At 61.8% G+C, this 12,370-nt stretch carries 10 protein-coding genes and 1 other RNA gene; 3 read left to right on the top strand and 8 right to left on the bottom strand.

The features are described 5' to 3' along the window. Positions 1-14: 14 nt before the first annotated feature. Entirely contained in the window at positions 15-1,229 is a 1,215-nt protein-coding gene (locus ACDA63_RS00610; RefSeq protein ID WP_373661213.1) for a BamA/TamA family outer membrane protein, read from the bottom strand. A 65-nt stretch (positions 1,230-1,294) separates the two neighbouring features. Then, entirely contained in the window at positions 1,295-1,837 is a 543-nt protein-coding gene (locus ACDA63_RS00605) for a DUF2062 domain-containing protein (protein ID WP_373661212.1), read from the bottom strand. Between the two features lie 105 nt (positions 1,838-1,942). On the opposite strand from ACDA63_RS00605, the gene ACDA63_RS00600 reads away from it, so the two are divergent. Continuing rightward, positions 1,943-4,255: a DNA internalization-related competence protein ComEC/Rec2 gene (locus ACDA63_RS00600; RefSeq protein WP_373661211.1), complete on the top strand. Its 2,313-nt coding sequence runs from the start codon at positions 1,943-1,945 to the stop codon at positions 4,253-4,255. 32 nt (positions 4,256-4,287) lie between these two features. After that, positions 4,288-5,214, top strand: coding sequence for an alpha/beta fold hydrolase (locus ACDA63_RS00595; RefSeq protein ID WP_373661210.1), 927 nt, complete (start codon positions 4,288-4,290; stop codon positions 5,212-5,214). Positions 5,215-5,265: 51 nt separating this feature from the next. On the opposite strand, the gene ACDA63_RS00590 is transcribed toward ACDA63_RS00595, so the two are convergent. After that, positions 5,266-5,877 (bottom strand): acetate uptake transporter, encoded by a 612-nt coding sequence (locus ACDA63_RS00590; protein WP_373661209.1) that lies wholly within the window; start codon positions 5,875-5,877, stop codon positions 5,266-5,268. A gap of 278 nt (positions 5,878-6,155) precedes the next feature. On the opposite strand from ACDA63_RS00590, the gene ACDA63_RS00585 reads away from it, so the two are divergent. Next, the gene (locus ACDA63_RS00585) at positions 6,156-7,529 is read left to right on the top strand and encodes a TrpB-like pyridoxal phosphate-dependent enzyme (RefSeq protein ID WP_373661208.1); all 1,374 of its coding nucleotides are present in this window, start codon (positions 6,156-6,158) and stop codon (positions 7,527-7,529) included. A gap of 47 nt (positions 7,530-7,576) precedes the next feature. Here ACDA63_RS00585 and ACDA63_RS00580 read toward each other — a convergent pair whose 3' ends face one another. From ACDA63_RS00580 to ACDA63_RS00560, 5 genes are all read right to left on the bottom strand, one after another. Further along, complete coding sequence (locus ACDA63_RS00580) at positions 7,577-9,433, bottom strand: ABC transporter ATP-binding protein (protein WP_373661207.1); 1,857 nt, start codon at positions 9,431-9,433, stop codon at positions 7,577-7,579. Positions 9,434-9,676: 243 nt separating this feature from the next. Continuing rightward, positions 9,677-10,038, bottom strand: a transfer-messenger RNA (tmRNA) gene (gene ssrA / locus ACDA63_RS00575). Positions 10,039-10,078: 40 nt separating this feature from the next. Next, on the bottom strand, positions 10,079-10,738 hold the full coding sequence (locus ACDA63_RS00570; protein ID WP_373661206.1) for an HAD family hydrolase: 660 nt from the start codon (positions 10,736-10,738) through the stop codon (positions 10,079-10,081). Between the two features lie 2 nt (positions 10,739-10,740). Further along, positions 10,741-11,448: a bifunctional 2-polyprenyl-6-hydroxyphenol methylase/3-demethylubiquinol 3-O-methyltransferase UbiG gene (gene ubiG, locus ACDA63_RS00565; RefSeq protein WP_373661377.1), complete on the bottom strand. Its 708-nt coding sequence runs from the start codon at positions 11,446-11,448 to the stop codon at positions 10,741-10,743. A gap of 163 nt (positions 11,449-11,611) precedes the next feature. After that, positions 11,612-12,364, bottom strand: coding sequence for an OmpA family protein (locus tag ACDA63_RS00560; protein ID WP_373661205.1), 753 nt, complete (start codon positions 12,362-12,364; stop codon positions 11,612-11,614). Positions 12,365-12,370 lie beyond the last annotated feature (6 nt).

Raw genomic sequence — 12,370 nt, 5'->3', positions numbered from 1 at the left:
TTTTTTTTTGCACGCTAGAACGCCTGTCCAACCCCGAGATAGGTAGCCGTCCCATCGCGTCCCCAGCCGACGTCGAGCCGAAGATCGACCGGGTTGCGCTCGCCGAGCCGGTAGCGGATGCCGCCACCGATGCTCCACAGCACTTGCTTTTGCCACAGTTGATTCACCTGGGGCGCCACTGCACCCAAGCCCGCAAACACCGCGCCACTCCATTTGGTGTTGAAGCGATGGCGAAATTCGCCTTGCGCGGCGTACATCATGCGGTCGCGATAGCGTCCCGACTTGTAGCCGCGCAGATCGCTGCGCGAACCGAACCGTGAGAGCTCGTAGTACGGCACGTCACCGTAACTCATGCGCAACAGGGCACGCAACGCGAGTACGTCGTCAGCGCCGTAGCCGAGGTAGCGGTTATAGGCGAACTGGTAGGCGCTGAAGGTGTTGGCGGCGCCGAAAGCGTTGTCGAAGTAATCCGCCGTGGCGTTGAAAAAGCTGCCTCGCGTCGGGTAGAAGTTGTTGTCACGCGTGTCGTATTGAAGTTGTGCGCCGAGCGACACCTGCGTCTGCTGCGCGGCGCCGTCGGCCGGCAGATCCGCGCGGAGGTCTTCGGGAATATCGTGCGCGGTCGCGTCGATACTCTGGTAGTGAATGCGCGGGCCGAGGTACCAGCCCTTCCACAATTGTCGGGCCAGCACCAGGAACAAGTGCGCCGTTTTTTGCGATACGGGAATCGATTCGTTACGGGAGCCGGCCTCGTTGCCGATCCCATAGTAATCGTACTTGTATTGCCCGAATCCGCCTGCGCCGACGAAACGCCAACGGTCGTTGTCAAAATGTCCGATATACGCGCCACCACCACCGTAGGAGCCTTTCTCCGTACCGCCAACGCCAAAGCCGATGATGTCGGGCTTGCCTCCGGCTCCCGGCGGATGAAAGATGTACTGAGCCTTGAGCGACACGCCCAGTCGTTGCGAAGGGTTGTATGAAGGGATCGGCACCACGATCCACTCGCCTGCCGTGCGCGCAGCTCGGGGCACGATATCCGGCAACGACTGCGTGGGGCCCAGCGGCAGGCCGTTCTGTCCGGCAGACGGCGCCCATTCGTCGGAATCCTCGACGGGGCGCGGTTCGTTGGCGGAGTCCTGGCTCGTCCGCTGCGCCGACGTGACAGGGCATGCAAACAGCAAGGCGGACCACAGCAGGGCGTGGATAAAAGTCGCGCGGCGAGGCATGGTGTCCGTCGTTGATGACAATGCACTCAATGTAGTCGGCATGCATAGCCGCGACGAGTGGAATATCAAGGCGCCGGGCGTTGTTGCTTGCGGCGCCGATATTCGCGGACCAGGTGCCAGCGCCAGACCATCCACACAATGAGGTATCCCGCGGCTGCCAGCAAGGTGGCCAGCACGAGCAAGCCCAGGGCAAGCGGCGTCCCCAGCCCCGCCAGCCAGCCGAGCAGCGCGTGCGCCCACTCGGTGAGCGACTGGTCTCCCATTTCAGGCGGATAGACAAACTTACCGTCATCGCCCAGCAAGCTGCCGCCGATCCAGTACGCCGCAACATACAGGGGCACGATGGTGAAAGGGTTCGTGTAGAACGTGGCGACGACGGCGACCGGCAGATTCACGCGGAATATCACGCAGGCGATAACGCACCCGAGCACCTGCAGCGGCCCGGGGATCAACCCGCAGAACATGCCGACCGCTACTCCGCCTGCTGCGGATCGACGATTCAGGTGCCACATCGAAGGATGCAGAAAAGTCTTGCCGAGCATGTTCAACCAGCGGTTCTGCCGCAGGTTTTCGGCACCGGGAGTGAAGCGTTTGAAGAGCCTTCGCATGGTGTGGTGGGGCGTCAGATCATTCTTTGTTTGTCGAAGGTATTTGGATGGATATCTTTGAGATAGTTCATCGGCAGATCCGTATCCGGGTGCTTCAATCGCCCGATGTTGAGCATTGCATGGTTTGCTGCCGGCACCTGGGTGTGTCAGGTGCTGCCGACGCTTCCCTCGCTTCCCTGGTTGATGCTCGGCACCGTCTGCGCCGGTCTTGCCTGTGTCGCGTGCCGCGGACGATGGCGCACTTTGGCCATGTTTGTTCTCGCGTTTCTTCTCGGGCTCACGCACGCGGTGTGGCGGGCCGAGTTGAGACTTTCCGATCGGCTCGATGCGGCGCTTGAGGATCGCTCCTTGGTGGTGAGTGGCTACGTATCCGGGTTGGTGCGCGCCAGCGGGGCGGACCAGCGCTTCGATTTCGTGGCAGATCCTCAAGCGGGGGTGCCGCATCGCATCGCCCTGGCTTGGTACGGTCCCGGACGCTTCGGCGATATGGTGGAAGCTCCACCGAAAGTCAGGAGCGGCGAGCGCTGGCAATTCACGGTACGCCTGCGACGCCCCCACGGCAACGCCAATCCGGCCGGGTTCGACTATGAAGGCTGGCTGTTCCAGCGCGGCATACGGGCGACAGGCTATGTCGTTGCCGACGCCGGTTCGGCGCGCCGCATCTCCGACGAACCGGGACTGAGGCCGGCGATCGACCGATGGCGCGAACGCCTGAAGGCACGAATCTTCACTACGCTCGGTGATACGCCAGAGGCGGGCGTACTCGCAGCCCTCACCGTGGGCGACCAGGGTGCGGTGGCGCGCGAAGACTGGCAGGTGTTTGCCCGGACCGGCACAACACACCTGATGGCGATTTCCGGCCTGCACGTCTCCATGGTGGCCGTCATCGCTTCGCTGATCGTCCAGTCTGGCTGGCGACGTTGGCCTTCGGCGGCTCTGCGTCTGCCGGCACAAAAGGCTGGCGCGCTGGCAGGTCTGGCGGGCGCGGCCATCTACGTGGTGCTGGCGGGCTTTGGCGTACCGGCGCAACGTACCCTGTACATGCTGGCGATTGTCGTCGTCGCGGCATTCTTTGGCCGTGCGCGGGACACCGTCCGCTGCCTGATGTTTGCACTGGCGGGCGTCTTGCTGGTCGACCCATGGGCGGTGACCACGGCGGGTTTCTGGTTGTCTTTCGGTGCAGTCGGTGCGCTGCTATTGGTGTCGTCGGGCCGGTTCGCCGCCGGCGGGCGCATCGTGTCGTGGTTGCGCACGCAGGGGGCGGTGACAATCTTCAGTCTGCCGCTATTGCTTGGACTGTTCGGCCAGTTTTCGCTGGTGTCGCCGCTTGCCAATGCGCTGGCGATACCGCTGGTAAGCATGATCATCGCGCCGCTGGCGCTGCTCCATATCGTCTTACCTGTGGCGTGGATCATCGAGGCGGCGCAAGTCCTGCTGCGAGGGCTGATGTGGGTACTCGGCCACATGGCGGATTCTCCATTTGCCGTGTGGCAGCAGGCCGTGCCGCCTGTGTGGTTGATCGTACCGGCTCTACTGGCGGCGGCGTGGGCTTGCCTGCCGCGCGGCATGCCGGGGCGATGGGCTGCGCTGCTGACGATTCCCGTTCTGCTGAGCTGGTCTCCGCGCCGGCCCGAAGCGGGGGAGGTTCTAATGACGGCCATTGACGTCGGGCAGGGGCTGGCGGTGCACGTGCAGACGGCGACGCGCGATCTGCTGTTCGACACGGGCCCTGCATTTGGCGGCGCGAGCGACAGCGGCGAGCGCATCGTTGTGCCTTACCTGCGCGCGCAGGGCGTTCAACGGATCGATGGCTTGATCGTTTCGCATGGCGATCAGGACCATGCTGGCGGCGCTGGGTCGATCATGGAGAACATGCCCGTCGGATGGTGGACGGCAAGCCTGAGGGCCGATCACCCGCTGCAGGAAACGAGCGTCCGCTACATTCCGTGCCGCCGCGGTCTTGGGTGGTCGTGGGATGGTGTCCATTTCGATCTGCTGCATCCGCATGAATCGTCATCGCGTTCGTCCAACGACGATTCATGCGTGCTCCGCGTGCGCGGTGCGCACGGCACCCTGTTGCTGCCGGGCGATATTGAAGCCCGAGCGGAACGGGATATCCTGGCCGCCTTCGGTGACGGCCTCCGCGCCGATGTGCTGGTCGCCCCGCATCACGGGAGCCGTACCTCGTCGCGCAATGACTTCGTGGCCGCAGTGTCGCCGCAGGCCGTGGTCTTTTCGGTCGGGCATCGAAATCGCTTTCGTCATCCTTCTCGAGCAGTCGTGGCGCGCTATGAAGCCAGCGGCGCGATGCTTGCGCGTACCGACGAGGACGGCGCGGTTCAGGTGATGCTCGGCGCCGATGGTCTGAGTCTGGCACGCTGGCGCAATGAACGGCGGCGATACTGGTATGGTCAGTAACCGGCCCGGCCGGCGCAAACGGAGGTGTACCCATGGCGGGATGGCTCAAACGACTCTTCGGTGAATCCTCGTACTCGGATGCGGCCAGGGCTGCGTTCCCGATGCGACAGCGGCGCGTGCAATGCATCGGCGTCAACGGACTGCATCGCATGTCATATGTGGAGTGGGGCGATCCAGACAATCCGCGTGTACTGGTGTGTGTACACGGTTTGACGCGCAATGCGCGCGACTTCGATTTTCTGGCCCAGGCGCTGGCCGATGATTATCGCGTGGTATGCCCCGATGTCGTCGGCCGTGGCGACAGCGATTGGCTGCGCGTGAAGATGGACTACGCTGTCCCGCTGTACGTCAGCGACATGGTCACACTGCTTGCCCGGATCGGCGTGGACAGCGTCGATTGGGTCGGCACGTCGATGGGCGGGCTCATTGGCATGGCGCTGGCGGCCTTGCCCGATACGCCCATCCGCAAGCTGGTGTTGAATGACGTGGGGCCGTTGATTTCGGGAAAGGCGCTGTGGCGGATCGGCGAATACGTCGGTCGTGCCCCCGAGTTTGCCAGTCTTGCCGAGGCCGAAGCCTACCTGCGGCAGGTCAGTGCGTCCTTTGGGCCTCTCACGGATGCCCAATGGCATCACCTGACGATGCACTCGGTACGCCGGAGCGGCGAGAAATTCCGCATGGTCTACGACCCTGGCATCGGCGATGCCTTCCGGCTGGCGCCTTCGCTGGCGGTTTCGGATGTGGCGGTGTGGCCGACTTACGATCTGGTCCGCTGCCCGACGCTCGTCATCCGTGGCGCGGAGTCCGATCTGCTGTCTTCCGAGACGGTCATGGAGATGACACAGCGGGGGCCGAGGGCGCAGGCAATCACCATTTCTGGCGTGGGACATGCTCCCATGTTGATGGACGACGAGCAGATCGGCGTCGTCAAACGATTCCTGCTTGTGCCTTCGGTCTGAAGGAGAACCTGCTTGGGAAAGGGCGACGCGGTATACGCCGCCCGGATGCGATCAGGCAGCTTGAGCCTGCAGCTTGACGTGGGCCGGAGCACGTTCGCCCAACGGCAGTACGACACGGCCATACACTTCATTGAGGATCTGCGCGGCAGCGGCATAGATGGCCGAGGCGCCGCAGAGAATGCCTTCCCAACCGGCCAGATGCTTGATGGCCGTCGAGCCGGTTGCATCGCCGAGCGCCAGCAGGGCGAACAGCACCGTCAGCGAACCGAAGATGACTTGCGTGGCGAGGTTCATGCGCAGCGTACCGATGAACATCACGAACGTGAAGATGCCCCACATGGAGAGGAAGGCCACCATTGCGCCTTCGGACGCGGCCTGACCCAGACCAGCCTGCGGCAGAAGGATCAGGGCGACGAGCGCGATCCAGAAAAAGCCATAGGACGTGAACGCCACGGTACCGAAGGTGTTGCCCTTCTTCCATTCGAGCACGCCGGCGATGGCCTGCGCGAGGCCGCCATAGAAGAGGCCCATGGCAAGAATCATCGTGTTCAGCTCGAAAAAGCCCGCGTTGTGCAGGTTGAGCAGAACGGTGGTCATGCCGAAGCCCAGCAGGCCGAGCGGGGCGGGGTTGGCAGTGGTGTCGGCGGCGCCGTGGTGAGACATCTGATACTCCAGGAGGTTTTGGCAGGGGATATTTCGTGCGCGCGCATTTTCCGCTGAGGATTGAGAGTGCTTTGTACGATTAGGTCAAACAATCGATACCCCGTGGCCCTGGATTAGGTTTTTTCTGACGGTTGCGCTTCCCGGTGCGGGCAAGGTGTGGCGCCGTGTGAGACGTCGTAGGGGAAGACCGATGGTATCGGTGGCTAGAGTCCTCATTGTTCGCGCTGCTATCCTGTCAGACTGCTTCAACCCCAACCACCGTTTTCGGGATTTCTTGAATGTCTGATACCACCAAATTCCTGCTTGACGAAGCACGCATTCCCAAGTCTTGGTACAACATCGCCGCCGACCTTCCGACTCCGCTTGCGCCGCCCCTGCATCCGGGCACGCTGCAGCCTATCGGTCCGGATGACCTTGCTCCGTTGTTCCCCAAGGCGATCATCGAGCAGGAGGTGTCCACCGAGCGCTACATCGATATTCCCGACCCCGTGCGCGACGTGCTCAAGCTGTGGCGCCCCGCACCGCTGATTCGCGCCCACCGTCTCGAGAAAATGCTCGATACGCCGGCGCGCATTTACTTCAAGTACGAAGGCGTGTCGCCGGCCGGCAGCCATAAGCCGAATTCGGCCATTCCGCAGGCTTGGTACAACGCCCAGGAAGGTGTGAAGAAGCTCACCACAGAAACCGGCGCGGGCCAGTGGGGTTCGTCGTTGGCATTTGCCGGGCAGTTGTTCGGACTTGACGTGACGATCTTCCAAGTGCGCGTCTCGTACGACCAGAAACCCTATCGCCGTGCGCTGATGGAAACCTACGGCGCACGCTGCATTCCGTCGCCCTCACCGCTGACCCATGCTGGACGGTCGATCCTCGCCGAGCATCCGGATCACCTCGGTGCGCTCGGCATCGCCATCTCGGAGGCGGTGGAGGTCGCGGCGCAGAACGAGGACACCAAGTACGCGCTGGGCTCGGTGCTCAACCATGTGCTGCTGCATCAGACGGTGATCGGGCAAGAGGCCATTGCGCAATTGGAACTGGCTGAGGACGACGCCGACATCGTGATCGGCTGTACCGGTGGCGGCTCGAACTTTGCCGGGATCGCGTTCCCGTTCATTGGCCAGCAACTGCGTGGAGAGACCTCGAAGCGCCGTCGCATCATCGCCGTGGAGCCGGCCGCTTGCCCGTCGCTGACGCGTGGCAAGTTCGCCTACGACTTCGGTGACACATCCCATCTGACGCCGCTGGTGAAGATGCATACGCTGGGCTCCACGTTCACGCCGCCCGGTTTCCATGCTGGCGGTCTGCGCTATCACGGCATGGCGCCGTTGATCAGTCACGTTGCGGACCTGGGCTTGATCGAAGCCCGGGCCTACCATCAGACGGCGTGTTTCGAAGCCGGACTGATGTTTGCGCGAACGGAAGGGATCGTGCCGGCACCGGAGTCGAACCATGCGATCCGTTGCGCCATTGATGAGGCGTTGCGCTGCAAGGAAGAAGGGCGCGGCGAGACGATCGTCTTCAATCTATCGGGCCACGGCCACTTCGACATGATGGCCTACCAGAATTACCTGGAAGGCAATCTCGTGGACACCGCCTATGACGAAGGCGAACTGGCGCAAGCGCTCTCGGGATTGCCTGCTGTCAGCATGCTCTGATCGACTGCGGCGGGCGGAGGCGTTGATGGCGCCTCTGCCCATTTCAATCACGCCATTGCTTCGGCGGTTTCGTCATCGGCTTCTTCGCCGAGGAAACCGCCGCTCTGATGCGCCCACAGGCGCGCGTAGATGCCGCCTGCAGCAAGCAGGCTGCGGTGGTCTCCCTGTTCAACGACGCGACCTTCGTCAAGCACGATCAAACGATCCATGGCTGCAATCGTCGACAGGCGGTGCGCGATCGCGATCACCGTCTTGCCTTCCATGAGCCGATAGAGACTACCCTGGATCGCGGCTTCGACCTCGGAGTCGAGCGCGCTGGTAGCTTCGTCCAGCAGCAGGATCGGTGCGTCCTTGAGCATGACGCGCGCAATGGCAATACGCTGGCGCTGGCCGCCCGAGAGCTTGACGCCGCGTTCGCCCACGTGGGCGTCGTACCCCGTGCGGCCCGTTGGGTCGGTCAGGGTGCCTACGAACTCGTGCGCCTCGGCTCGCCGCGCGGCAGCCTCCATGGCGGCATCGCCTGCATCGGGGCGACCGTACAGGATGTTGTCGCGCACTGAGCGGTGGAGCAGGGAGGTGTCCTGCGTGACCATGCCTATCTGCGCGCGCAGGCTCTCTTGCGTGACCTTCGAAATATCCTGTCCGTCGATCAGGATGCGGCCAGCTTCGACATCGTAGAAGCGCAGCAGCAGATTGACGATCGTCGATTTGCCAGCGCCGGAACGACCGACCAGACCGATCTTTTCCCCCGGGCGAACCACGAGCGAAAGGTCGTCAATGATCTTGCGCGGGCCGCCGTACGAGAAACTCACGTGATCGAAACGCACTTCACCATGCGTGACAGCCAACGGTTTGGCGTCTGCCGCGTCGGTGACACGCAGCGGTTGCGTGAGCGTATTGATGCCGTCCTGCACGGTGCCGATGTTCTCGAACAGGCGCGCGGTTTCCCACATCACCCAATGCGAGAATCCATTGAGGCGTAGCGCCATGGCTGTCGCCGCCGCCACGGCCCCCACGCCTACGACGTTGTCGGCCCACAGCTTGAGCGAGACGCCGGCCGTAATGACGACCAGCAGCATGTTGAGCGTCTGGTTGACGATCTCGATACCCGTGACCAGGCGCATCTGGCCGTGCACGGTTGTCATGAATTCCTGCATCGCGGCGCGCACGTACGAGGCTTCTCGGTGCCCGTGCGAAAACAGCTTGACTGTTGCGATGTTGGTGTAGGCGTCAGTGATGCGTCCCGTCATCAAGGCGCGAGCATCGGCCTGCGCCTTCGAAACGCGAGCCAGGCGCGGGATGAAATACCGGAGCGACGCGACGTAGAGCGCGAGCCACACGAGGAATGGCCAGAGCAGGCTCAGGCTGAAATCTGCCGCTACCAGCGCCATCGAGACGAAATAGATGGCTACGAACAGCATGATGTCGGTGACGGTCAGTATTGTGTCGCGCGTCGCCAGCGCGGTCTGCATCACCTTGGTCGACACGCGGCCTGCGAATTCGTCCTGATAGAAACTCATGCTCTGGCCGAGCATCAGGCGATGGAAGTTCCAGCGCAACAGCATCGGAAAGTTGCCCGCCAGCGTTTGCTGTTTGAGCATCGATTGCAGCGCGACGACGATCGGGCTGGCAAGCAGCACCGCACCCATCACAACCAGCATGCTGCCGTGCTGTTCCCACAGGCGCCCAGGCTCTACGTGTGCGAGCCAATCCACCATCTTGCCGAGTATGCCGAAAAGCGCCGCCTCGAAAATGCCCATCACCGCAGTGAGGGTCGCCATCACGAAAATGTGGCGGCGCAGCCCGTCTGAGCACGCCCACAGAAAGCCGAACAAGGTCTTGGGCGCTGGACCAGGTACGGCATCGGGATAGGGATGGATGAGATTTTCGAAGAACTTGAGCACGGCAGACCTGCAAATGAATATCCCCGCGAACAGATGTCTGTGCGCTGGGGCTGAAAGAGGATGCTTCCCGGTCCAAAGGCACTCGGAAATATCTGAATCCAGCAGAGGCGGCGCCTCGAGAATGCGAAATCATAGCGCAGGCGCCGCCGGCTGCCCGCGCGTGGAACTGCTTTGATAAGCCGAAAAAAAAAAGGTCAGCTCACGCTGACCGTTTTTTAACGCTTTGATTATAAAGCAAATATTTGGTGGAGACGGCGGGAGTCGAACCCGCGTCCGAAAGCCCTCCACAACCGGATCTACATACTTAGCCTAACTATTTGGATTTAACCACAGGCTTAGCCGATAGGCAGGCCGACCTGCAGCGAGTCACCTTGGTTTTAGCTCCGCTCCAAGTAACCCGAAGCGGCACGAGTCCCTGTGAATGACGCTGCTATCGGTTGCCCGATCTGACCCAGAGACCAATCAGTGCAGCGGCTTAGGCCTTAAGCGGCCAGAGCGAATTGCTCGTCGTTGGCGAGTATAAATTTCCAGTAGATTTACGAGGGAACTGGTCCTCGGTATGCACCAAGCTGCTTTGCGACCCCCGTCGAAGCCAGGTCGTCCCCAATTGCAGACTATCGGTAACGAACCGACAGTGTTTCCATTCTACCCGGCAGCGCCAAGGCAGTCCAACACTTGCAGCGGGTGTTGCAGGATGTGACTTGCGCCCCAGGTTTCGATGGGATCGTCGACACCCAGATACCCCCACTGCGCAGCGACAGGCAGCATCGCAGCCGATTGCGCAGCCACGATGTCACGTTTGTCGTCTCCAACGTAGATGCAGGCGTCGGCGGAAATCTCAATAGCACGCGCAGCAAAAAGCAGAGAGTCGGGCGCAGGCTTGGCCCGGGCCGTGGTGTCGCCGCTCACGATGCAGGCAGCCCGTTTGCCCAAGCCTAATGCGTCGATCAACGGTGTCGTGAAGCGGGCATGCTTGTTGGTCACGATTCCCCAGCGCAGGCCGCGAGCCTCGAGTTCATCGAGCAACTGGTCCATGCCTTGGAACAGACGCGTCTCATCGCAAATGTGCGCCTGGTATTGCTGCAGAACTTCATCGGCCAGACTTGTGTAGTCAGGCGAGTCCTGCCCGATACCAAACCCCGCGCGTAGCAGGCCGCGAACTCCTTGGGATGTAAATGGACGCAGCGCGTGCAGCGGGATGGCATCGCGCCCGTGCGCTGTCAGCACGCGATTCAGAGCCCCTCCCAGATCGGGGGCCGTGTCGGCAAGCGTGCCGTCAAGGTCAAACAGCACCGCCCGTATCATGCTCAGGCGCTCCGCGTGCAACGCACGAGGTAATTGACGTCCGCGTCTTTGCCGAGCGCATAAACTCGGCTGATCGGGTTGTAGGTCATGCCGATCAGTTCGTTCGTTTCGAGCCCCGCTTGCCGTGCCGCTCGAGCAAGTTCAGAGGGTTTGATGAAGCGTGCGTAGTCATGAGTACCACGCGGAAGCATGTTCAGCACGTATTCGGCGCCCACGATCGCGAGCAGATAAGACTTGGGGTTGCGATTGAGCGTTGAGAAAAACACGCAACCTCCGGGCTTGACCAGTGCTGCGCACGCGCGGATGACGCTCTCTGGCTCGGGTACGTGTTCGAGCATTTCCATGCACGTGACGACGTCATACTGGCCGGCGCGTTGTGTAGCCATCTGTTCCGCTGCAATCTTGACATATTCGACTTGCTGTCCGCTCTCGTAGAGATGCAGGCGTGCCACGCCGAGAGCTTTGTCCGACAGATCGATGCCGGTCACGTGTGCGCCTTTGGCTGCCATGCTTTCGGACAGGATGCCTCCGCCGCAACCGATGTCGATGACGCGCTTGTCCGCGAGGCCCCCACAACCGGATTCAATCCATTCAAGGCGCAGCGGATTGATTTCGTGCAGAGGTTTGAACTCGGATTCGCGGTCCCACCAGCGGTGCGCAAGCTCGCCGAATTTGGCCAGCTCTGCGGCATCGGCATTAATGGTTTCCATTATCGGGTCTCTGATTTGTTTGCGAGGGGAGGGCAAATGAAAACACGAAAAGCTACTCGCATCCAGCGATGATTCACGTGGACAAGATGCGTTCATTGGCCGCGCAAAAACAAAAAAAGCCCTGCCGAAGCAGGGCTTTTTTGTATTACAGCCTGAGCCGTAATTACTTCTTGGTCGTACCGACGGCTTCCAGTTCCACGCGACGATCCGGAGCCAGGCAGTCGATCAGCTTCTTGTTGTGACGGTTTTCAGCGCCCTTGTTCTTGCAGCTGTCGCCGGTCACCGGCTGCGATTCGCCCTTGCCTTCGGTGTAGACGCGGTTGGCTTCGATGCCTTGACCAACCAGGAAGTCCTTCACGGAAGCAGCACGCTTCTCGGACAGCTTCTGGTTGTATGCGTCGGAACCAATGCGGTCAGCGTGGCCGACGGCGATCACGACTTCGATGTTCAGTTGCTTCACGCGTTCGGCGAAGGCGCCCAGGCGTTCCTTGCCTGCCGGGGTGATGTCAGCCTTGTCGAATTCGAACAGCGTATCGGCCGGGATCGTGACCTTTTCGTTGCTCGGAGCGGGTGCCGGGGCCGGAGCGGGTGCCGGGGCCGGAGCGGGTGCCGGAGCAGCAACCTTCGGCGGTTCGCACACGTCCTTGGGCAGCAGATCCTTGTCGCAGAAGCAGCCGACCGGCAGGTTGTCGCCGCCGACGGTCTTCACGGACTGGGCCAGTTCCTTGGACCAGTAGCCCGTGCGCCAGCACAGACCGGTGCCGCTACGAACCAGCACGCCACGCGAGTCGATCAGATAGGGGACGGTGCCGCTCTTGGTGTCAACGACGACGTCCTTGGTTTGGGCGTAGGCGTTGGCAGCGAAACCCGCAGAGGCGATCAACGCCGTAAGCAGCAGTTTGTGACTTTTTTTCATATTCTC

It is taken from the genome of Uliginosibacterium sp. sgz301328 (assembly GCF_041807905.1).
Classification (GTDB): Bacteria; Pseudomonadota; Gammaproteobacteria; order Burkholderiales; family Rhodocyclaceae; genus JBGVSA01.
Note: the sequence above shows the minus strand (reverse complement) of the source record. Positions and strands in the feature narration are given on the sequence as shown.

What these genes read in the sequence shown, in the direction of transcription:
- ACDA63_RS00605 (WP_373661212.1), bottom strand. Translation starts at nt 1,837, where the DNA reads ATGCGAAGGCTCTTCAAACGCTTCACTCCCGGTGCCGAAAACCTGCGG.
- ACDA63_RS00570 (WP_373661206.1), bottom strand. Translation starts at nt 10,738, where the DNA reads ATGATACGGGCGGTGCTGTTTGACCTTGACGGCACGCTTGCCGACACG.
- ACDA63_RS00595 (WP_373661210.1), top strand. Translation starts at nt 4,288, where the DNA reads ATGGCGGGATGGCTCAAACGACTCTTCGGTGAATCCTCGTACTCGGAT.
- ACDA63_RS00590 (WP_373661209.1), bottom strand. Translation starts at nt 5,877, where the DNA reads ATGTCTCACCACGGCGCCGCCGACACCACTGCCAACCCCGCCCCGCTC.
- ACDA63_RS00600 (WP_373661211.1), top strand. Translation starts at nt 1,943, where the DNA reads ATGTTGAGCATTGCATGGTTTGCTGCCGGCACCTGGGTGTGTCAGGTG.
- ACDA63_RS00585 (WP_373661208.1), top strand. Translation starts at nt 6,156, where the DNA reads ATGTCTGATACCACCAAATTCCTGCTTGACGAAGCACGCATTCCCAAG.
- ubiG (WP_373661377.1), bottom strand. Translation starts at nt 11,448, where the DNA reads ATGGAAACCATTAATGCCGATGCCGCAGAGCTGGCCAAATTCGGCGAG.
- ACDA63_RS00560 (WP_373661205.1), bottom strand. Translation starts at nt 12,364, where the DNA reads ATGAAAAAAAGTCACAAACTGCTGCTTACGGCGTTGATCGCCTCTGCG.
- ACDA63_RS00610 (WP_373661213.1), bottom strand. Translation starts at nt 1,229, where the DNA reads ATGCCTCGCCGCGCGACTTTTATCCACGCCCTGCTGTGGTCCGCCTTG.